The organism is Geomonas silvestris, assembly GCF_014193515.1.
GTDB classification, from domain to species: Bacteria; Desulfobacterota; Desulfuromonadia; order Geobacterales; family Geobacteraceae; genus Geomonas; species Geomonas silvestris.
The window spans coordinates 23,487-44,592 of the sequence record NZ_BLXX01000003.1 but is presented as its reverse complement, the minus strand read 5'-3'; the positions used below and the strand labels follow the sequence as shown (position 1 = coordinate 44,592).

21 protein-coding genes are annotated in these 21,106 nt (G+C 65.6%); 15 read left to right on the top strand and 6 right to left on the bottom strand.

Translation table 11 applies throughout. The features are described 5' to 3' along the window. Window position 1 precedes the first annotated feature (1 nt). The 7 genes from GMST_RS06555 (at window position 2) to GMST_RS06525 (ending at window position 7,241) form a co-directional block, all read left to right on the top strand. The gene (locus tag GMST_RS06555; protein WP_183353838.1) at window positions 2–478 is read left to right on the top strand and encodes a PPC domain-containing DNA-binding protein; all 477 of its coding nucleotides are present in this window, start codon (window positions 2–4) and stop codon (window positions 476–478) included. Then, window positions 478–1,398 (top strand): HpcH/HpaI aldolase/citrate lyase family protein, encoded by a 921-nt coding sequence (locus GMST_RS06550; RefSeq protein ID WP_183353837.1) that lies wholly within the window; start codon window positions 478–480, stop codon window positions 1,396–1,398. Before GMST_RS06555 ends, GMST_RS06550 begins: the two co-directional genes overlap by 1 nt. After that, window positions 1,385–2,923: a citrate lyase subunit alpha gene (citF, locus tag GMST_RS06545; RefSeq protein WP_183353836.1), complete on the top strand. Its 1,539-nt coding sequence runs from the start codon at window positions 1,385–1,387 to the stop codon at window positions 2,921–2,923. Before GMST_RS06550 ends, citF begins: the two co-directional genes overlap by 14 nt. Beyond that, window positions 2,898–3,392 (top strand): citrate lyase holo-[acyl-carrier protein] synthase, encoded by a 495-nt coding sequence (locus GMST_RS06540; RefSeq protein ID WP_183353835.1) that lies wholly within the window; start codon window positions 2,898–2,900, stop codon window positions 3,390–3,392. Before citF ends, GMST_RS06540 begins: the two co-directional genes overlap by 26 nt. Beyond that, a complete protein-coding gene (locus tag GMST_RS06535) occupies window positions 3,382–4,278 on the top strand; it encodes a triphosphoribosyl-dephospho-CoA synthase (RefSeq protein WP_183353834.1) in 897 nt (298 codons plus the stop codon). The genes GMST_RS06540 and GMST_RS06535 overlap by 11 nt, the downstream gene beginning before the upstream one ends. Window positions 4,279–4,418: 140 nt before the next feature. Then, window positions 4,419–6,146 (top strand): DUF4388 domain-containing protein, encoded by a 1,728-nt coding sequence (locus tag GMST_RS06530; RefSeq protein ID WP_183353833.1) that lies wholly within the window; start codon window positions 4,419–4,421, stop codon window positions 6,144–6,146. 24 nt (window positions 6,147–6,170) lie between these two features. Beyond that, on the top strand, window positions 6,171–7,241 hold the full coding sequence (locus GMST_RS06525; protein ID WP_183353832.1) for a type IV pilus twitching motility protein PilT: 1,071 nt from the start codon (window positions 6,171–6,173) through the stop codon (window positions 7,239–7,241). Window positions 7,242–7,546: 305 nt separating this feature from the next. Here the strand turns inward: GMST_RS06525 and GMST_RS06520 are convergent, their stop codons facing one another. The 3 genes from GMST_RS06520 to GMST_RS06510 are packed head-to-tail and all read right to left on the bottom strand — an operon-like array spanning window position 7,547 to window position 9,898. Next, window positions 7,547–8,221, bottom strand: coding sequence for a YceH family protein (locus tag GMST_RS06520; protein WP_183353831.1), 675 nt, complete (start codon window positions 8,219–8,221; stop codon window positions 7,547–7,549). 28 nt (window positions 8,222–8,249) lie between these two features. Beyond that, window positions 8,250–8,801, bottom strand: a complete 552-nt coding sequence (locus tag GMST_RS06515) for a DUF350 domain-containing protein (RefSeq protein WP_183353830.1) — start codon at window positions 8,799–8,801, stop codon at window positions 8,250–8,252. Between the two features lie 14 nt (window positions 8,802–8,815). Then, a complete protein-coding gene (locus GMST_RS06510; RefSeq protein ID WP_183353829.1) occupies window positions 8,816–9,898 on the bottom strand; it encodes a transglutaminase-like domain-containing protein in 1,083 nt (360 codons plus the stop codon). 367 nt (window positions 9,899–10,265) lie between these two features. On the opposite strand from GMST_RS06510, the gene GMST_RS06505 reads away from it, so the two are divergent. Continuing rightward, window positions 10,266–10,985, top strand: coding sequence for a lytic transglycosylase domain-containing protein (locus GMST_RS06505; RefSeq protein ID WP_183353828.1), 720 nt, complete (start codon window positions 10,266–10,268; stop codon window positions 10,983–10,985). Window positions 10,986–11,070: 85 nt separating this feature from the next. Here the strand turns inward: GMST_RS06505 and GMST_RS06500 are convergent, their stop codons facing one another. Together GMST_RS06500 and GMST_RS06495 are read right to left on the bottom strand one after the other, a co-directional pair. Further along, a complete protein-coding gene (locus GMST_RS06500) occupies window positions 11,071–12,291 on the bottom strand; it encodes a LysM peptidoglycan-binding domain-containing protein (protein WP_183353827.1) in 1,221 nt (406 codons plus the stop codon). Window positions 12,292–12,327: 36 nt separating this feature from the next. Next, entirely contained in the window at window positions 12,328–13,926 is a 1,599-nt protein-coding gene (locus GMST_RS06495; RefSeq protein ID WP_183353826.1) for a hypothetical protein, read from the bottom strand. Window positions 13,927–14,453: 527 nt separating this feature from the next. Here GMST_RS06495 and GMST_RS06490 point away from each other — a divergent pair. From GMST_RS06490 to GMST_RS06460, 7 genes are all read left to right on the top strand, one after another. Then, the gene (locus GMST_RS06490; protein WP_183353825.1) at window positions 14,454–15,239 is read left to right on the top strand and encodes a rhomboid family protein; all 786 of its coding nucleotides are present in this window, start codon (window positions 14,454–14,456) and stop codon (window positions 15,237–15,239) included. A gap of 78 nt (window positions 15,240–15,317) precedes the next feature. After that, entirely contained in the window at window positions 15,318–15,611 is a 294-nt protein-coding gene (locus GMST_RS06485) for a hypothetical protein (RefSeq protein WP_183353824.1), read from the top strand. 87 nt (window positions 15,612–15,698) lie between these two features. Then, window positions 15,699–16,130: a hypothetical protein gene (locus tag GMST_RS06480; protein ID WP_183353823.1), complete on the top strand. Its 432-nt coding sequence runs from the start codon at window positions 15,699–15,701 to the stop codon at window positions 16,128–16,130. A 193-nt stretch (window positions 16,131–16,323) separates the two neighbouring features. Further along, the gene (locus tag GMST_RS06475) at window positions 16,324–16,842 is read left to right on the top strand and encodes a shikimate kinase (protein ID WP_183353822.1); all 519 of its coding nucleotides are present in this window, start codon (window positions 16,324–16,326) and stop codon (window positions 16,840–16,842) included. Between the two features lie 128 nt (window positions 16,843–16,970). Then, complete coding sequence (locus GMST_RS06470; protein ID WP_246399251.1) at window positions 16,971–18,221, top strand: GGDEF domain-containing protein; 1,251 nt, start codon at window positions 16,971–16,973, stop codon at window positions 18,219–18,221. After that, window positions 18,218–18,745, top strand: a complete 528-nt coding sequence (locus GMST_RS06465) for a hypothetical protein (RefSeq protein ID WP_246399250.1) — start codon at window positions 18,218–18,220, stop codon at window positions 18,743–18,745. The genes GMST_RS06470 and GMST_RS06465 overlap by 4 nt, the downstream gene beginning before the upstream one ends. A gap of 44 nt (window positions 18,746–18,789) precedes the next feature. After that, complete coding sequence (locus tag GMST_RS06460) at window positions 18,790–19,815, top strand: adenosine deaminase (protein ID WP_183353821.1); 1,026 nt, start codon at window positions 18,790–18,792, stop codon at window positions 19,813–19,815. A 234-nt stretch (window positions 19,816–20,049) separates the two neighbouring features. Here GMST_RS06460 and GMST_RS06455 read toward each other — a convergent pair whose 3' ends face one another. After that, on the bottom strand, window positions 20,050–21,045 hold the full coding sequence (locus GMST_RS06455; RefSeq protein WP_183353820.1) for a serine/threonine protein kinase: 996 nt from the start codon (window positions 21,043–21,045) through the stop codon (window positions 20,050–20,052). Window positions 21,046–21,106 lie beyond the last annotated feature (61 nt).

Below are 21,106 nucleotides of genomic sequence, written 5' to 3'. Positions count from 1 at the left end.
CATGGAAGGGCTCTGGTACAAGGAGTGCTCCCAGGGGAGACGCTTCATCATCAAGATCACGCCGGGGGAGAACCTGACCACCCGGCTTCTGCAGTTCGCCCACCTGGCCGACGTGCGCTACGCCATGATCGTCTCCGCGTTGGGGAGCGTGAAGAACGTGAAGCTCAGGGGGATCAAGACCGGCGCAAAGCTCCCCATCACCACCCCCCGGATCACCATCCACGAGATCGAGGGGCCGCTCGAGCTTCTCGGGCTGCAGGGGAACATCGTACCCGGCGAGGACGACCTTCTGGACTGCCACTTCCACATCATGATGTCCAAGTCCTCCGGCGAGGTGGTGGGGGGGCATCTCTACGACGCCCAGGTCTTCGCCACCTGCGAGATCGTCCTTACCGAGCTCTCCGTGGAAGGGGTCGAGCGCCACGTCTCCAAGATGGGGGGGATCCCCACCCTCTACATCGACGAAGGGGGTGCCTGATGGGGAACTTCATGCTGAGGCGCTCGCTTCTCTACGTGCCGGGCAACATGCCCTCCATGCTGCAGAACATCCCGATCTTCAACTGCGACGCGGTGATCATCGACCTGGAGGACGCGGTCCCCTTGAGCGAGAAGGACGCGGCGCGCCACCTGGTGAAGCACTTCCTCATGAACTACACCGAGCGCAACAAGGAACTCCTGGTGCGCATCAACCCGCTCGACTCGAAGTGGGGGTACGAGGACTTGAAGGTGGTGCTCCCGGCGCTCCCGGACGGGATCCGGCTCCCCAAGGCGGACACCCCGGAGATCGTGGAGCGGCTCGACACCCTTTTGACCGAGTTCGAGGAGGAACTGGACCTCGAGATCGGCCGCTTCCGGGTGCTCCCCTCGCTGGAGAGCGCGCTCGCCATCATCAACGCCGTGGGGATCGCCAACAGCTCGCAGCGCATCTTCGCGCTCGCCTTCGGCGCCGAGGACTACACGGCCAGCATGGAGATCGAGCGGACCAAGGGGGGCGAGGAGCTCTTCAACGCCCGCACCCGGGTGCTCTGGGCCGCCAAGGCCGCCGGGATCCAGGCGATCGATACCATCTTCGCCGACGTGAACGACATGGAGGGGCTGAAAGCCGAGACCGAGCTCGCCAAAAGGCTCGGCTACACCGGGAAGTGCCTGGTCAACCCGCGCCAGATCGAGGTGGTGCACGACGTCTTCGCTCCGAAAAAGGAAGAGGTCGACTACGCCCTGCAGGTAATCGAGGCGATCCAGCGGGCCCGCCTCCTGGGGACCGGCGTCATCTCGCTTAAGGGGAAGATGGTCGACGCCCCGGTGGTGAAGCGCGCCGCACGCGTGCTGCGCACCGCCTACGCCCACGGCATGGTGGACACCCTGATCGACGAGGAGGCCATCCATGGCGCTCAATAGCCTCGGGCGGGAGATCCCGGAACGCTACGCGGGACGCGCGCTTACCCCCTACCGCGACCCGTTCTCCCTCACCCCCTCCGGCCTCGCTGCCCCGCGCCCCATCACCCGGGTGAACCCCGGCGCGAACAAGCTGGTGGGGTCGCTTAGGGAGGCGATCGAGGCAAGCGGGCTTAAGGACGGCATGACCATCTCGACGCACCACGCGCTGCGAAACGGCGACTACCTCTTGAACGCGGTGGTGAACGAGATCGCGGCGCTGGGGATCCGCGGCATCTGGATCGCCTCCTCTTCGGTGCACCCGGTGCACGCCGAGATCATCCCGCACATCAAAAGCGGCGTGATCGCCGGCTTCCAGTGCGGCGTGAACGGGCTTATCGGCGAACTGGCCAGCAAAGGGGAGCTCCAGGTCCCCATCATCGTGCGCTCCCACGGCGGCCGGGCCCGGGCGGTTTTGGAAGGGTCGGTGCAGATCGACGTCTCCTTCATCGCCGCCCCCTGCTGCGACCCCTGCGGGAACTTAAACGGCTACTTCGGCCCCTCGGCCTGCGGCAGCCTGGGGTACGCCCAGAGCGACGCCCTGCACGCGGCCTGCGTGGTCGCGGTCACCGACAACCTGGTCCCCTACCCCGCCGTTCCCGTGGTGATCCCGCAGACGCTCGTCGACTTCGTGGTCCAGGTGGAGAGACTCGGGGACCCGGCGAAGATCGTCTCCACCACCACCCGCATCACCACCGATCCCGTCGGGCTGCAGATCGCCTCCTACGCCTCCCAGGTCATCGAGGCCTCGGGACTTTTGAAGGACGGCTTCTCCTTCCAGACCGGCTCGGGCGGCATCTCGCTCGCCGTGGCCGACAAGATGAGAAGCGCAATGCGCCGCGGCAACATCAAGGGGAGCTTCGGCTGCGGCGGCATCACCGGCTACTTCGTGGGGATGCTCGAGGAGGGTCTTTTCTCCGCACTCATGGACGTGCAGTGCTTCGATACCGAGGCGGTCCGCTCCATCGGGGTGAACCAGGCACACCAGGAGATCAGCGCCGACCTCTACGCGAACCCCTTCAACCGCGGCGCGGTGGTGAACCGGCTGGACTGCGTGATCCTCGGCGCCACCGAGGTTGACTGCAACTTCAACGTGAACGTGAACACCGAGAGTAACGGCTACCTGCTGCACAACACCGGCGGGCACTCGGATACCGCCGCCGGCGCCAAGCTCTCCATCATCGTGGCCCCCTCGATCCGCGGCCGGCTCCCGATCGTGCGCGACCAGGTGACCACGATAACCACCCCCGGCGAGACCATCTCCGTCGTGGTGACCGAGCGCGGCATCGCGGTGCACGACCGGCATCCGGAGCTGAAAGAGGAACTTATCCGGCGCAAGTTGCCGGTAAAAGAGATACACGACCTGCAAAAAGAGACCTGCAGGATCACCGGGACGCCGCGGCCTCTTGACTTTGAGGATGAAATCGTGGCACTTATCGAGTACCGTGACGGGTCGATCATCGATGTGGTACGTCGCGTTAAGGAGTAGCCTCCTGGCGGCACGCGACCGGCGCCAGGCACTCCTCGAGCGCCGGTTCCCCAGCGAGTTCCCCGCCATTGTCATGTTGAGCCTCAATCTTCCCGGCGACCGGAAGACCGGGGCACGGGCGGAGCGCCTCTTCCGCTGGGGAGAGCAGGCCCTCCTGGCCGCGCTGCCGGCCCGGCTCCTCACCCGGGATAGCGACGCGCTCGGCCCCTTTGCCCTGTACGGCGTGAGCCTTACGGCCGAACCTGCGAAACTCAAGGCCATCGAGGTGGAAGCGGCACACCCCGCCGGCCGCCTCTTGGACCTGGACATCTACGACCCTGCCGGGCGTCCCGTGGACCGCGCCGGCTTAGGGCTTTCCCCCAGAACCTGCCTCCTCTGCAGCGAGGCAGCAGTTGCCTGCATCCGGGCCCAGCGTCACCAGGGCGCCGAGCTGCAGGCACGCGCACACGCGGTGATCGATGCAATCTAACACTACCTACTGCACAAGCGATCCTGCACCCGCCCACCTGGAGAAACTCGCCCAGGACCTGGTGCGCGGCGCCTTTCTGGAACTCTACCTGACCCCCAAGCCGGGCCTCGTGGACTTAAACGACAGCGGCTCGCACCCCGACCTCTCGGTGGCCCGCATGGAGGCGTCGCTGCAGATCGTCTCCTGTTACCTCGGCGACCTGGCCGACGCCCTCACTGCCGGCGAGCCGCTGGCCGGACAGGTGCGCCTGGGGACCGCCGCGGAACGCGCCATGCTGCGCTGCACCGGGACCAACTGCCACCGCGGCTACATCTTCGTCTCCGGCATGTTCCTCGCCGCCAGCGCCTCGGTCCCGAGCCTCGACGAGAAACTCTTGAGCCAGCAGATCACCGTCCTCGCCAAGCGCTTCTTCGCCCGCGGCGAGTACGAGTCCACCAACGGCAGCAAGGCCCGCAGCCGCTACAAGGTGGGCGGGGTGCGCCGCGAGGCCCTCTCTGGCTTCGCCACCCTGTTCGAGCACGCCCTCCCCGTCTTCCGCCAGGAGATCGCCTCCGGCGGGAACCGCGGCACCGCCACCTACGCCATGCTGGGGCGGCTCATGCAGACCGTCGAGGACACCACCGCGCTGCACCGCTGCGGCCAGGAAGGGCTGAAGACCGTGCAGGAAGACGGCCGCATCCTGGAGCGCATGGTGCTCGAGCGCGAGGATTTCGTCGGTTTTCTCATCGAGCGCAACGCCCATTACGTCGAAAAGAACCTCACCATGGGAGGGGTCGCCGACCTGCTCGGCCTGGCGCTTGCCTGGCTCAGCCACACCGGCGAGATGGCCACCCCCAGCGCGCGTCCCGCGGCCCCGGTGGAGCAGGTCACCGCCTGCCACGGCTGACCTCACTGCTCCCCCGCCGCACCCCCTGTAGGACAGCACCCCACCCAAGATTAGCGTTTACTTTAACGACTGCGGCATGTTAGAATTCCCCCGCTCTTCTCTATCCTGCATTTCCCTGCACTACCATAAGGTTTCAGCCCATGTCATTCGACGGCGATTTGGAACACCTCCCCATTGTCGATGTCATCCAGCTCCTGCACGCCACGGGTAAATCGGGCACCTTGACCCTGCGCGGCCCCAAAGGCGACAGCCAGCTGGTCTTTCACGACGGCTACATTGTCAGTGCCAACCACGTCAATAACAGTGTGCGCATCGGCCAGGTCCTGATCGACATGGGGGTACTGAGCACCGAGGAGCTGGCCGCCGCCTTGAACGAGCAGCAGCGGGCCGGCGCCGCCCGCAAGCCGATCATCCAGACCATGATCGAGGCGGGGCGCATCCGCACCGAAGACGCCTACCAGGGGTTGGAAGTCCTCATCGAGATGACCATCGTCGAGGTGCTCACCTGGACCCGCGGCACCTTCTCCCTCGACGTCAACAAGATCTTCGTCTCCGACGAGTACCGCTACTTCCCGGAACAGCTCAAAAAAGAGATACAGCTCAACACCCAGAACGTCTTGATGGACGCCCTGCGCATCTACGACGAAAGAAAGCGCGACGGCACCCTCTCCTCCGAGCTCATCTTCGGCAAGATCCCGACCCTCGCCGTGTCGGAGGAATCGCAAGGACCTGACCTTTCGGCGGAGGATCTCGGCCTCGACGAGTTGGACCTGCTGGAAAGCCACATCCCGACCCCGTTCGCCGGTCTGGCGGACGTCGAGCCCGACACCGCGCGCTCCCGCCTGCAGGGGGTCCTCGCCGGGGTCCCGGCCGACGAGCAGGAGCGGCTCTTCGGCTTCCTCGACTCGCTGCGGGGGGGGCTGGGGCTCCCCGCCGACGGCACCGGGGTGATCCTCTTCACCTCGGACAAGGTGCTGCGCGAGTGCGTCGCCGCAGCCTGCGGCCCGCTCTTCAGGATCTCCACCAACGACCTGAGCGGTCTCGACCCCATCATCGACCAGTCGCTGTCGCGCGGCGTGGCACCCCTGCTGCTGCTCGATCCCGGCGAGCCCGGCACCCGCAAGCTGGGGCGCGAGGAGTTCCTCGACCTGGTGCGCCAGAAACGGGAGATGTACCCGGAACTTCCCATCGTGGCGCTCGCCGGTCCCGGCGACTTCCGCCTCGGCGCGCTCGCGCTGCAGACCGGGATCAGGGCCGTGCTCCCCCGGGCGAGCCGCGAGGAGCACCCCGAGAGTTTCGTCGACGACGCCATCGAGTGCACCCGCGCCCTGAGCCGGTACCTGAAGGACCTGGGGAACCAGCCTGGCCAGGGGCTTTTGCAGCAGTTCAAGGGGATGCTGGTAGGGCTCTCCGAGCAGCGCGAGCCCTCCGAGGTTACCTTCCAGCTGTTGAAGGCCATCGGCGCCCTCTTCGACCGGGCCCTCACCCTGGTCGCGGTACGCTCCGAGCTGATCGCCGAGCGCGGCATCGGCTTCGAGGGACCCGGGCAGGTGAGCTCGCTGAAGCTGCGCCTCCCCTTGGGGGGCGACTCCCTCTTGCAGCGTGCGCTGGACCAGCGCACGAGCTTTTACGGCGAGGCAGACACCGTGCTGCGCCAGAGTCTCTTTCCGGTGCTCGGGGCGCCGGCCAGCCAGAAGGTGCTGCTTTTGCCGGTGCAGAGCTTCGGTAGGGTCATCGCCCTCATCTACGCGGACTTCGGCAGCCGGGCCGGCGGGGCACCCCAGCCGGAACTTTTGGAGATGCTGGCCCTGCACGCAAGCCTCGTCATCGACAACGCGCTCTACCGCAAGCGGGTGGCACAGAAGTAACCATCTAAACCTGAAGGGGCAACCATGGATTCCAAGATATTTGTCCAGATTCTTGAGATAGCCTTCAACAAGAAGGTGTCCGACGTGCATTTCGAGGTGGACAACCCGCCCTTTTTCCGGGGCAAGGGGCAGATCATCCGCTCCAAGCTCCCCAACCTGACCTCAGCCGACACCGAGTTCATCGCCACCACCATCATGGAGCACAACAACCGGCGCTGGGAGCAGGAACAGAAGGAGTTCGACACCTCCTTCTCGCTCCCCACCGGCGCGCGCTTCAGGGTGAGCATCTTCAGGCAGCGCGGCCACTTCGGGATCATCATGCGCGTCATCCCGGCGAACATCGGCTCGTTCGACGAGCTGAGGCTCCCCGGCGTCCTGGGGGAGATCGTCAAGGCCCCCAACGGGCTCATCCTGGTGACCGGGCCGACCGGCAACGGCAAGTCCACCACGCTCGCCTCGATGCTGCGCCACATAAACGAGAACTTCAGCTACAACTGCATCACCATCGAGGACCCGATCGAGTTCCTGTTCAGCTCGCAGAAGAGCTGCATCATCCAGCGCGAGGTGGGGATCGACACCGACAGTTTTGCCAGCGCCCTGAAGGCCTCGCTGCGCATGGACCCGGACATCATCATGGTGGGTGAGATGCGCGACACCGAGACCATCGAGTCGTGCCTCATGGCCGCCGAGACCGGCCACCTGGTGCTCTCCACCCTGCACACCCAGGGTGCCGTCTCCACCATCAACCGGATCGTGGGGCACTTCCCGCCCGACGCCCAGGAGATCGTCAGGCACCGGCTGGCCGACATTCTGGTCGCGACCATCTCGATCCGGCTCATCAAGAACAAGACCGGCGAGTTCATCCTCCCCGCGCTTGAGATCATGCGCTCCACCACGACCATCCAGAGCTGCATCCGCGAGGGGCGCCTGGACGAGATCGAGGGGCACATGGAGAACGGCCGCAGCCAGTACCAGATGCAGACCCTCGACCAGCACCTGATCCAGCTGCACGAGCAGGACCAGATCACCATGGAAGAGGCCAAGCGCCTGTCCCACTCAACCGACCTGGAGCGCAAGCTGATGTTCACCAGCTGACGGAGGCGCTGCCCTGCGTCTTGCGCGAGACCTCGCCGGCGCCGCGCAACAGCTGTCACCATTTCGATACTGCACAAAAGAAGAGAGCTCCCGGAGTCATTCCAGGAGCTCTCTTTGTTTTCAGGATCGAGTAGTAGTCCCCCCTCCCTTGACGGGAGGGGGTTAGGGGGTGGGGGAAGCCGGCAGCTCTTTTGAGGTGGCACCCTCCCCCTCACCCTGTCCCGCAAGGGGAGAGGGGACCTGGTGCCAGCGTCTTCAAAAATATCAGAAACGTAGAACCTAGAACCTAGCACGTAGAACCGGTTCTATCCGAACTGAGCCAAAAACTCCTCCACCTCCCGCCTGAGCGCAGCCGTTTCGGCGCGCAGGTCGGCGATCTCGTTCTCCAGCTTCAGGAGCCGCCCGGTCATCGGGAGCTTGTAGGGGAGCGCACGCTCGCGTGCCGGCTCGACGTCCTCCGCTTCCTCCACTTCTTCGGGGAGTTCCGGCATCCCGCCGAACACCTGGGCGTAGCGCACCTCCTTGCGCCCCGGCTGGCGCGGCAGCCGCACCACCATGGGTGGAGTCTCGCGCATCAGCTCGCCGAGCACCGCATCCACCGCCTCGATATCGGCGAAGGGTGCCATCCGCTCGGCGCGGTTTCTGAGCTCGCCTGCGGTCTGCGCCCCCCTCAGCATCAGCTCGGCCAGTATCGCCCGCGCGGCTACTCCCAGCCCGAGCTTGTCGGCCGCGGAGTGGACGTACTTCGCCACGCGCCCGCCGGTGGTGGTGAGACGCGCCAGGCCGCGCGCCCCCAATCCCTCCAGCACCTTCTGCACCTCGGATTCGGTAAGCGAGAGCACCGGGTCGCGGTTCGATTTCTGGTTGCAGGCGCTCATGAGCGAGTTGAGGCTCAGCGGGTAGTTCTCCGGGGTGGTCAGCTCCTTCTCCATCAGGGAGCCCAGAACCCGGATCTCCAGGTCGGTCAGGTTCATCTTCATCTGCTGCTCCTTCTACGGCAACGTCAGGTTATTCCATGATCTGGATGGTGCCGATCCTGGGCTGCGGCACCAGGGCCTTGGTAAGCGCGCTCACCCCTTCGCCGACGTACAGGGTGGCGATGAACACCACCGCGGCGAGCAGGATCCCCACCGCGAGGTTCCCCTGGCGCACCTGTTCGCCGAGCCGCAGCGCGGGGTTGAGCTTGTTGACCATCCTCCCGAAGAGCCTCAAGGTCAACGAGATGGTGAAGATGGCGAAGAAAAGGGTGATCACCAGGTGCCCCAGGGTGAGCAGCGCCGTCTGCCAAAGCGGGAAGGCGACATCGGCCGGCGCGGAGATGGAGAGCCGGAACATCCCGACCGAGGCACCCACCCCCTTGCGCAGCATGAGCGCCGCGGAGACCATGATCCCCGAGACCAGGATCCCCACCGCAGGGTTCCCCCTGATGATCTCCTCTTCCATGTCGAATTCCGGGTTGGCCTTGATGAACACGCGGTAGATGACGTAGATGATCAGCCCGGAAAGGACGATCATCAGGCCGAGTTCGAAAAAGCTCACCAGAAGCCGCAGGAAAAACATGGGATCTCCCGTTTTCAGTTGGTAAAGGGCTCAACCGCCAGGCTGGCGCCGGAGTTGAGCAGGGCGCTGGTGCTCGGCCCGACCATCCCCGGGGGGAGCCAGGCCGGCCCCGAGGGCTCCATCAGCACGTAGCGCAGCCCCTGGTACTCGACGAAGGCGTCCCCCTTGCCGGGGTTCCCGAGGACCCCCATCAGGTAGTGGTCCGGCACCCCGATCCCCACCAGCTTCACCTTGTTCCAGTTCATGAGGAGAGCTGCCAGGAGGGCACTCTTGGTGTCGCAGTCCCCCTTCCCCTTGGCGACCGTCTCCAGGGGCGGATAGATCCCGCCGGTCTGCCGGCCGTTCACCACCATGGGGACCGTCTCGTAGCGAAACGCCGTCTGCACCAGCGACAGGGCGGCGCCGATTGTCTCGGAGGAGTCGTAGCCGTTTTTCTCGGCGATGCTCCCCAGCGCCTGGGCCATGGGGCGCAGCTCCCTCACGTTGCGCCGCGCAATCCCCGGGAGATCGGCGGTGAGCGTGTTCCCCGGCAGGATGGCGAAGCCGCGGGAGCTGAGGAAGGCCCGGTACTTGGCCTGGTATTCCGCCTTGATGGCGGCCCCGGCACGGTTCAGGTCCTGCTGGCTCTGCCGGTTCTGCACCGCGTAGCGATAGGCCTCGTCGAGCGCCTTTTTCTGCCACTGGGTGAGCGCCTCCAGTTCGGAGGGGAGATAGCCGTACCCCTGGAGGTAGCGGGTCAGCTCCCGGGTCGAGATGGTCAGCCCCGCGCGCAGCGTATCGTTGTTGAAGTTGCGGCAACCGTACTCGGTGCAGATCTCCCCGCGCTTCTCCTCGATGCGCTGGTACTGCCCGGCGCCGGGGCCGGGGCGCTGCTCGGGGACCGGCGCGTGGACCGAGATAGTCTCCCCCGCCCCGGCCTGGCGCCCCATGACGCCCGCCGCGCCCGCTCGCAGGCGGCCTTCCGCCCGAACGACCACGGCAGCACAAAGGATCAGCGCGCCCAGGCAGCATACCGACCAGAGTTTCAGCCCCGGCACCGTGAAGCAGCGCTGCTCTGTGCCGGAAGCTATGACAGATGAAATCCTCTCAGAGAGCATCTGCGTTGTGTCCCTCTCAACCAGGATGGTTTGCGACACAGTCTCAGACGAGACATGCTATCGCCGCGCCTTCTCGTTGTCAAACCGGCCGCGTGCCTGTGCCAGTTCCGCCTGTCGGGCAGGCTGCCGGTCGGGGTCCCCTGGGGGCGCGGTCGAAAAAGGGGTGACAGGAAAAATCGAAACGGGTATCATTCCCAAGTTGCCGGCACAGCTCTGGCTCCGCCCGCACCACCCTTTCAGCAATTTCCCGCGCCCCTGCCAGCCACACGGCCAGCCGTACCTCACTATATCGGGAGCGCACCAGATATCATTAGCCCTTTCCCCACGGTGCAGCATCTTTGGGGAAGGGATCCTTTCGAGGTAAACCATGGGTATTCGCAGAACGATCTGCCTGATCGCCGCGCTGCTCCTTGCCTTTTCCGGCAAGGCGCGTGCCTTCTGTTTCGAGGAGGCCGGAGCGCAGTACGGCATCAACCCGCAGATCCTGCGCGCCATCGCCAAGGTGGAATCGAATTTCAACCCCCGCGCCGTGCACCGCAACACCAACGGCACCTTCGACTTCGGCCTGATGCAGATCAACTCGAGCTGGGCGCCCACTCTGGGGAAGGAGCGCTGGAACTCGCTGGGCGACGCCTGTGTCAACACGAAGACCGGCGCCTGGATCCTCTCCATGTGCATCGAGAAGTACGGCTACAACTGGAAGGCCATCGGCTGTTACAACAGCCAGACCCCGGACAAGCGCGACCACTACGCGCGGATGGTGTTCGACCAGTTGCAGAAGGTGAAACCGGTCCCCGAAGAGGCCTCCTACACCCCGATGAAGGACCGGCTCGAGGCCCTCATCAAGAACAAGGTCGACGACTGGGTGGCCGGTGCGCAGCAGGGGAAGGAGCAGTTCGTGGTGCAGGTCCCGGCCGGCGCAGCTACACCCGGTACAGCGGAATCCCAGAGCGCACCGCAGCAGCCCGACCTTTCCGAGGCGCTGCAGAGCGCACTCCCCGCACTCAACGGCGGCCAGCCGGTCATGTCCTTCGAGCCCGCGCCTGAGGGGCAGCAGGGCGAGGAGAGCCGCCCGCCGACGCCGTAGAGTCTGAATACTTTCAGGTGAAAAAAAAGACCGCAGCCCGATCCGGGAACTGCGGTCTTTTTTTCTGTTGATTGGGCGCTTCGGGCTAGCGGTAGCCGCAGCCGGCGGGGAGGGTCCACTTCACCTTGGGGTCGGCGGGCTCGCTCGTTAAAAGCACCCGCCTTCCTTCCGGATCGTCCTGTTGCACCAGGAAGCCCGTTTCCAGTTTGCCCGCCTGGACCAGGTGCTTCCCGAAGTCCGGCGTCAGTCCGACCAGGCGCAGAAGCTTCTCCCCGATGGTCAGGAAGTCGTCCCCCTTGCCGATCATCAGCACCCGGAAGCCCGAACCCTCCAACAGCCTGAGCAGCGTGTAGCTGTAAGGATCTTCCTCGCCGATGCTCACGATGTAGCGCGCGCCGTTTTTCTCGAAATAGCGGTCCACCCTGATGCTGTACGCGTTGGCGGCGCCCTCGGCGGACTGGATGATGCGGTTTTTGCTCCAGCGCAGGGCCAGCGCGTTCAGCACGCTGTCCACGATGCGGGCCGGGTCGCGGTCACGCACCGAGCAGATCCAGGTGTTGGCGAGCGGCGGAGCCGGCTGCGCGGCGGGCGCCGGCTGGGACACGGCCGGCTGCGGCAGCGGCAGCGGCGGTGCAGGGGCCGGGGCCTTGGCCACCGGAGCGGGGGGAGGCGGCAGTTCGCGCGGCGCCGCGGGTGCAGCAGAGGCCGGGGGTGCCGCGACCGCGGGGGGGCTCGGCTGCGTGGCGGGCGCCGGCAGGGGAGCCGGCGCGCCAGCCGAAGTCGCCACCGGCTCGCTGTGCCGGTACGTGCGGGGCGAGCGCGCCTGGTGCGCACCGGTCGGGATCAAGAGGGTGCTCCCCACCCTGAGCTTCTTGATGTCGGGAACGTCGTTGATCCGGATGATCTCCGGGATCAGCTTCTCGGCAGCCTCGTCGGAGAGCCCGAAACGCACCACCAGGATCTTGAAGATGTGGTCGCCCGGCTTGACCGTGTAGCGGCCGTACTCCCCCTCGCCGCTGACGGCGTGGCGTCCCCGGGAGGGCTTGGCGCTACGCACCGGAGCCTCCTTCTTCTTGGCCTTCTTCTCCTGCTTCGCAGGGGGGGTGCCGGAGCGGTCCAGCTCCTTGAGGTCGATATCGTAGGGGGAAGCCGCCTTGGGCTGCGCCGCCGGGGCTGCCGCCTTGGGCGCCGTGCGGTCCAGCTCTTTTACGTCTATGTCGAAGGGGGAGGCTGCGGCGTAAAGGTGACAGGGAAGCGACAGAAGCGCCACCAGCAAAAAGGCCCCGCCATGTTGTGCATTGGTCATTCCATACCTCAATCGGTGCTGCTCTGATGCCGGGGGCTAACGGTAATAGATCACGAACGCCTTCAGGCTGCGATCGCTCTTATTCCGGTACACGGTGATCGCGACTCCACCGCCGGCGTCACCCTGCTGCACCAGGTACTTCCCTTTCGCGCCGGCCGTCCCCAGACGGTATTTCTCGGTTCCGCCGAACTCCCTGAGGGCGCGGGTCAAAAGCTGCTCCGGAAGCGTTTCGCCGTGCAGGGTCAGCACCTGGAGCGCCTTGTAGCGCTCCCCTTCCTTAAAGACCTTGTATTCCGCGCTGGTCCCCTGATAGCGCTGCCAGCCGGGATGGCTCTTGGCGTACTCGGGATCCAGTTTGGTCTGGCCCAAGAGGGTCGGCAGCGCCTTCTGCCCCGCAGCAGCCGGAGCAGCGGGAGGCGCCGCAGCGGGTTGAGGCTTCAGCTCCGGGGCGAGCGGCGTCTTCACAGCAGGAGCCGGAGCTGCGGGCTGCGGCTTGGGAGCCGGGGCCGGAGCAGGCTCGGGTTTGACGGCGGGCGCTTCGGCAACCTTGGGGGCCGGCGCAGGCGCGGGGACCGATTTCTTCTTTTCCTTGCCGGGACGATCCGAGCTGAGCGGCGCGAGCGCCGACTCGGTCGGGGCCACCTTCTTGCCGGCCAGGTAGGAGAACAGCGGCACGCAGATGAGCGCCAGCACCAGGGCAACCGGGATCCAGAGCGGGCGTTTCTTCTTCTTGGCGCGGCGCAGGGCATCGGCGAGCGGCTCGCCAGCCAGGAATTCCCCGGTACCGGGCTCGCGCCGCGGGTGTTTCGCCTCCGCCGTGGCGGCATCCGCAGCCTTCTTGTGGTGCGCGCCCAGTACGATGCGCTCCTCGATGTTCAGCCCCCCCTCCGGGGCTCCCGTTCCCTTTTGCGCCTCATCCATCAGCGCGGCAAAGGAGGCGAGCTGCGCCGACTTCTCGGCTGATTGCCCGGAAAGCTGCACCGGTTGGGACTCGGTGAACGGCTCGAACTGGGGGACGAACTGCGTTTGCAGCAGCGGCTCCGGTTCCGTTGCGGGGGTCTGCTCCGCAGGGGGAACCTCGGCGGCCGCCTGGGCCTCGGCAGCCGTCGCGCGGGGCGTCTCCGGCTCGGCCTGCACTGCTTCGGGGGGCGGCTGGATGGTTTCGGGCAGTTGAGCCTCGGGCCCCGGCACCGCTTCCGCGGGTCCCGCTACGGCAGGTTCGGCTTCAAGGGGTTCCGGCGCGGCAGGCGGGGACGGAGCCACCGGGCGCTGCAGCTGATAACTCCCCTCCAGCACCTGGCGCGCCAGCACCGCAAGGGCCTCGTCCTCCAGTGCCAGGTCCAGGTAGGGCTCCTGGTGCTGAAAAGCCTGCTCCATCTCCTCCAGCGTCCCGGCCAAAAGGACGATCGAGGCGTCCTTGGGGAGTACCTTCTTCAGGTGCCGCACGACGATGTCGCGCGAAAGCCCGGAGATCCGCCCCTGTACGAACGCCACCTGCGGGGGGGCCGCGGCGATCTCCAGGTCGGCCTGGTTCAGGGTGACGGCAGTCGTAAGCTGCAGAATCCCCTGCGCTTCGAGCGACTCGAAGACCTGCTGCACTCTCGGGGTGTCGGAGATGAGGAGAACTTGCTTCATGAGATCCTTGCGGGGATGGTTCTAGAATTGGCCCATTCTAGGGGAGCAGGGCGCAAGAATCAATAGTATTCAACGTATGGAGCGACTTTTTGACGAGCCTTCGAAGGCGCCGCGCCCCCGGAATGGGGTCTAATGCTCATGAAAGATACGGCGTAGGCCGCGTAAGAAAAGCTCCCTCTCTGTCACGACGGGGGAAGGTTGCGCCCTGTCACTCTCTGGCGCCAGCCTCCCGGTTTTTTTGGAGGAATTTAAATTGTCACCTTTCTTAGAAACTGCTATACAGGCTTACCTGACGCGACCGCCAAACTGAAGCTATCAGAACAAGCACTTCCCCCTGGTCAACGCTGAGAGTTAGGCGTACCTCGCTGAGACGCGAAGACCTTCACCGAGCACGAGAGCGAGGCTCTCTTAGCTCAAGACCGCCTCCCGATTCGTGCCGCGCGCGCGACGAGCGTCCCTCCTGCGGAGCCGCCCGCCGGCGCCGCCTCACCGGTCGAGCGCCGCGGGACAGAGGACCTAGACGAGCCATGAACCTGCTGGACTCCCTGGAACGCAAATTCGGACGTTACGCCATCCCCAACCTGACCCTGTACCTCATCGCGGGCCAGTCGCTGTTCTACGTCATGTACCAGGCCGGGAAGCTGGAGCGCAGCGCGACCTACTTCTCGGCGCAGGCGCTCTTGCAGGGTGAGTGGTGGCGCATCTTCACGCTCCCCTTCGATCCGCCCCGGCAGAGCCTGATCTTCACCCTCATCGCCTGGTACTTCTTCTACATGCTCGGCTCGGCGCTGGAGGAGCACTGGGGCGCCTTCCGCTACAACGTCTACCTCCTTTTGGGGTGCCTCATCACGATCGCCGCCTCCTTCCTGGTCCCGGCCTACCCCATCAGTAACGGCTTCCTCGCCGGATCGGTCTTCCTGGCCTTCGCGGCGCTCTTCCCCGAGTTCCAGATCCTGCTCTTCTTCGTCATCCCGGTGAAGATCAAGTGGCTTGCCCTTTTGACCTGGCTCGGCTACGCCCTGCAACTGGTGATCGGCGACTGGGCGACCCGGGTCATGGTCCTCTCCGCCCTGGCCAACTTCCTGATCTTCTTCGCCCGCGACATCGCGGTAAACGCCCGCTACGGCAGGAAGCAGCTGGCGAAGAAGGCGGCCGGCTTCGCCCCGCGCCGCAGCGAGACGGTGCACCGCTGCAGCGTCTGCGGCATCACCGAGAAGACCCACCCGGAGATGGATTTCCGCTACTGCCCCCAGTGCAACGGTACCTACGGGTACTGCCGGGACCACATCTTCAGCCACCAGCACAAGAAGTAGCTCAAGCCAGCGCGGCCCCGGCACACCCCACGCCCTACCGCCAGCGCCGCGCAGCCACCACGACCACCCGGAGGATACATGCTCGACAACCTCAACAACATAGGCGACGACGTCTACCGCACCTGGAGCGAAGAGCAGCGCCGCGACGAGATCGGGAAGCTCGTGGAAGGCTACCGTAACGGCATCCCCGCGCAGATCCTCTGCCGCCTCGCCGTCTCCATTGCCGGGAGCCGCAAGCTCGCCGCCGGCCACCTCGCCGCCTTTTTGAGCAGCAAGGAGCGCAAGGCCATCGTGAAGAAGGAGTCGGCCGGCGCCGACAGCGACCTGCGCGACCTTTTGAAGGGGACCCTGCTCTTCAGCGGGAGCCGCTAGCCGGCACTGGCGCCCGGGCTGCAAAGCTGGTACAGTTGCCCGGCAAGCGCCGGATCCCAGCGCCACCCCTTTTCCCAGGTAGCCTTAATGACCCTCACCCAGCACCTCGCACTCACCGGCCTCGCCGCAGCCGCCCTCTCCCCGATACTGAGCGCCCCGGACCTCGCGCTCTTCGCCGCAGGGGGGGTGCTGGTCGACGTCGATCACTACTTTCTCTACATGCAGCGCCGCAAGAGCCTCAGCGTCAGGGGGATGTTCCGCTACTTCTCCGAACTCCAGACCATCGAGAAGACCATCTCCTACGTCGGCCTCTGCGCCTTCCACACCATCGACTTCTTCCTCCTTTTGGCGCTCCTCCTCTTCTGGTTCCCGCAGCTGGGGCCGCTGCTGGCCGGCTGTCTGTTCCACTTCGTGCTCGACCTGTTTGACCTCAGGCGCAAGGGGATCATCTTCATCCGCCCCTTCTTCCTCGTCGAGCACTTCATCAGGCGGCGCGGCAAAGGCTATCCCTGGTACTGACCCCGAGGCCTCCCCTCCCCAGCCCTCCCCAGCCCCCCGCAGCCCCACCTCCCAGAGAAAAGATGACAAAAACTGAACCGCGCGCTTTTTGCTTGGCTTACGCGGTGGCTACCAGTATCCTCGCAACTCCGAACTTCGGGCCACCCGCCTCTTGTGCGTCGGAGCTACGAAGACCTCCAGGAGCGCTATTTCCATGTCCAGAGTAACCATGATCGGCATGCCCGGCTCGGGCAAGAGCGTGGTCGGGCGCATCGTCGCCGAGCGGCTCGGGTGGCAGTTTCTCGACACCGACAAGGTGATCGAGGCGCGCCGCGGGGTTGCGCTGCAAGAGCTCATCGACCAGGTGGGGGAGCCGGCCTTCCTCGCCATCGAGGAAGAGACCCTGCTCGAGGTGGAGTTCCCCGACTCCTGCGTCATCGCCCCGGGGGGGAGCGCGATCTACTCCGGGTCCGGGATGCAGCGCCTGGCCGAGCTCTCCACGGTGGTCTTCCTGGACGCCCCGATCGCGGAGGTCCGCGCACACATCGCCGGGCAGGCCCCGCGCGGGATCATCGGCCTGGTCGAGGCCGGCAGCCTCGAGGCCCTGCTCGCGGTGCGCCTGCCGCTCTACCGGCGCTGGGCGCACCTCTGCGTCTCCTGCTGCGAGGCCACTGCTGAAGTAGAGGCCGACCAGGTACTTGCTCAGCTTGCCAGCTACTGGCACAAGAACTGACTGATCCGTTGACTTCTCCCTCAGTCTCCCCTAATATTCTCGCTATGGAAATGCTCTCCAGGCTAAAATCGGCTTTCCGGTTCTCCAACTTCTCTCTGATCCAGAAGATCAGTGTAGGCTATGCCGCCATGGCACTGTTTACCATGGCCGCCCTTGCGTTCTCATCCTTCAGCCTGTACGCTCTGAACAAGACGGCGCGTGGCATCGCCAACAACGACCTCCCCATCATCAGTTCCCTGATCAAGCTACGGACCTCGCTGTTGGCACAGGAGAGCTACGCCGGGAAGTACCAGATACTCAAGGACCCGACCTTCGTCGAACTGTTCCACCAGCGCGAAAAGGAGACCCTGGTCAACCTGAGAGTCCTCCAGGAACTGGATGCCTCGCGCGACACCGCGACCCTGAAACGGCTCTACGCCGATTTCCGCCTCGCGGCGGCCCGGCTCTTCTCGGGAGAGAGCAACCGGGAAGGGGAGCTTAGGGGGCTCTCGGCCCGGCTTCTGAACGCGGTGGACGCCTTCTACGGCAAGCGCCAGGACCTCTTGCAGGCCGAGTTGCAGAGCGCGAACTACCAGCAGGAATCGACCATCCGCTGGACCATCATCATCTCCTGCACCGGGTTCTTGCTGGCCATCGGGGTGGCCCCGTTTGTCACCTACCGCACCTTCCGGGCCATCCGCAAGCTGCAGCGCGCCACGCACCGGATCGCCGAGGGGGACTTCGACTACGACCCGCAGATCCCCCCCGGTGACGAGATCAGCGACCTGGCCCGCGACTTCACCAGGATGGCGGCGCGCCTCAAGGTGCTCGAGCAGAACAGCCTGGACGCGAGCCCGCTCACCCGGCTCCCGGGCAACATCGCCATCGAGCGGGTGCTGGACCAGCGGCTGAAAAGCGGCGGCAACTTCGCCTTCTGCTATGCCGACCTCGACAACTTCAAGCCGTTTAGCGACCACTACGGTTACGCCAAGGGGAGCGAGCTTTTGCGGGTGACGGGCGACCTGATCCTCGCCACCGTGAAGGAACTGGGCGATCCCGGAAGCTTCGTCGGGCACGTGGGGGGCGACGACTTCGTCATGGTGCTCTCCACCGACCGGGTCTCCGAGATCTGCGAGGCGGTGATCCGCAGCTTCGACCAGGAGGTGCGCCGGCACTTCGGGCCCGAGGACCTGGCCCGCGGCGGCATCGACGGCTGTGACCGCTACGGCGTGCACCGCTTTTTCCCCATCACCACCATCTCGATCGCCGTCATCATCTGCGGCGGCGACGAGTACTCCTCCGCGGTCGACATCGCCCGGGCCTCCGCCCAGGCCAAGGACTCGGCCAAGGAGAGCCCCGGCAGCAACTACCTGATCGTCGGAAAAAGAAAGCAGGCATGATGAAAAGGCTCCTGATCCTGATCCTGGCCGCCGCCCTGTGCGCGGGCTGCGCCACCGTACGCTCCGGTGAAAAAGGAAGCGGCTTTCTGCACAGCTTCTCGGAGGGGCGCCGCCTCGCCTCGGCGCGGAGCGCGCTGGAAAATGGGGACGAAGCGGGCGCCACCAAGATCCTGGAGTCGATCGTAAGCGGCCCCCCGGTCCCCGGGGTCACCGACGAGGCGCTCTTCCGGCTCGCCCTCTTGACGCTGAAGCCGAGCGTCGAGCGGCCGGCTTCGCCCCAGGGGCACCAACTGCTCAGGCGCCTCAAGAAGGAATTCCCCGCCAGTCCCTGGAGCGTCCAGGCCACCCCGCTGGTGGAACTGATCGGCGCCGCCGACGAACTCAGGCGCCAAAACCGCAACTACCGTACCACCAACCAGACGCTCAACCGCGAGGTGGGCGAGCTGAACCGCACCATCAACGACCTCAACAAGAACCTCCAGCAGTTGAAACACCTCGACCTGGAACTTGAAAAAAAACGCTAGCGACCCGCTGTTCTCCGCGGGGCGAGCACCCACGGAGCCTACCGATGACCCGCCCGATTGAAAGCTTCATCCGCAACCTTCCCAAGGCCGAGCTGCACCTGCACATCGAGGGGACCCTCGAGCCCGAGCTCATGTTCCGGCTGGCGGAGCGCAACCGCATCACCCTCCCCTTCGCCTCGCTCGACGAGGTGCGCGCGGCCTACCAGTTCAGCGACCTGCAGTCTTTCCTGGACATCTACTACCAGGGGATGCAGGTCCTCATCGAGGAGGAGGATTTCTACGACCTGGCTATCGCCTACTTCGAGCGCGCCCACGCGGACCAGATCCGCCACTGTGAGCTCTTTTTCGATCCCCAGGGGCACACCGAGCGCGGCATCCCCTTCAAAACCGTGATCTCGGGGCTGCGGCGCGCCCAGGACGAGGCCCGCGAGCGCCTGGGGATCAGCTCCGGGCTCATCCTCTGCTTCCTGCGCCACCTAAGCGCCGAGAGCGCCCTCGCCACCCTGGAAGAGGCACTCCCCTACCGCGAGTGGCTCCTCGGTGTGGGGCTCGACTCTTCGGAAAGCGGGCACCCGCCGGTCAAGTTCGAGGCGGTCTTCGAGCGGGCCCGCCAGGAAGGGCTCTTGCCCGTGGCGCATGCCGGCGAGGAGGGCCCCCCCTCCTACATCTGGGAGGCGCTCGACCTCCTCAAGGTGCTGCGCATCGATCACGGGGTGCGCTGCCTGGAGGACGAGCGCCTGGTTGCCCGGCTCGCGGCGGAAAAGGTGCCGCTCACCGTCTGCCCGCTCTCCAACGTGAAGCTGCGCGTTTTCGACACCATGGCCCGGCACAACCTGAAGGAGCTCTTGCGCTGCGAGCTCTGCGTCACGGTGAACTCGGACGATCCCGCCTATTTCGGCGGCTACCTGACCGAGAACTTCCTCGCGGTGCAGCGCGCACTCGGACTCGGTTTCACCGAGATCCGGCAGCTCGCCGACAACGGGTTCAGGGCTTCGTTTCTGGGGGAGCGGGAAAAGGGGGAACTGCTCGACGAGGTGCGCCACTACTGCGCGGGGTTCCCGCAGGATTAGCGGAGCGATCCGGCGGTCTTTAAAGGGGCGGGGCGGTGGATCTTCTCTAAAAAGGGGTAGTCCCACACCGGGTCCCCTCTCCCCTTGCGGGAGAAGGACAGGGTGAGGGGGAAGGTGCCACCCCAGCGCAGCCGGCAGCTTCACCCACCCGTCAAGGGCTGGGGAGACTAACATCACACGACCCACAAAAAAGGGCGCCGCAGAGGCGCCCTTTTTTAGTCGGGAATGGTGCGATCACAAATCCCGCGGGAGCTCCAAGGGGGGCTCCTCCAGAAGCGCCAGCTGTTCGCGCAGCTGCAGGATGTGCTCCCCCCAGTAGCGCACCGTGTTGAACCATGGGAAGGTGCGCGGGAAGGTGGGGTCCTCCCAGCGGCTGGCGAGCCAGGCGCTGTAGTGCAGCATGCGCAGGGCGCGCAGCGCCTCCACGAGCCAGAGCTCGCGGCTGTGGAAGTCGTTGAACTCGCGGTACCCCTTGATGAGCTGGACCAGCTGGGCCTGCTGGCGCGGCCGCTCGCCGGAGAGCATCATCCAGAGATCCTGGATGGCCGGCGCACTCCGGGCGTCGTCGAAGTCCACGAAGTGGGGAGCACCGTCGCGCCAGAGGATGTTGCCGGCGTGGCAGTCGCCGTGGGCGCGGATGAAACGGACGTCGGGGGTGGCGGCGAAGATCTCGTCGATCGCCTGCAGCAGCTGCTCGGTCACCGCAAGGTAGCTCTCCCGGTACTCGTCGGGGATGAAGTCGGCGCTGATGAGCTGCACGCTGCGCCGCCCGAAACTCAGGCAGTCGAGCGTGGGGCGCGCCGTGAAGGGGCGCAGGGCGCCGATCCGGTGGATGCGCCCCAGCATGCGCCCGAGGATCACCAGGTTCTCGTCGTTGTCGAACTCGGGGGCGTGCCCCCCCTGGCGCGGGTAGAGCGCGAAGCGGAACCCCTCGAAGTGAAACAGGCTCTCCCCCGCCTCGTTGCGGCAGGGGGCCACCACGGGGAGCTCGTGCCCGGCAAGCTCGAAGGAGAAGTCGTGCTCCTCGAGGATCTGGGCGTCGCTCCAGCGCGCGGGGCGGTAGAACTTGGCGATCAGCGGCTGGCCGTCCTCGATCCCCACCTGGTAGACGCGGTTCTCGTAGCTGTTCAGGGCCGAGGTGCGGCAGTCGCAGCGGTACCCCTGGCTCTCCACGGCGTCCATGATGAAGCTGGGGGTCAGGGTCTGAAAGGGATGGGGGCTCTCCGGCATCGGGATGGTCTCTCCTCATGAGCTTAGCTACGCTTGCTACCATACCACCATTGGCTGCCAA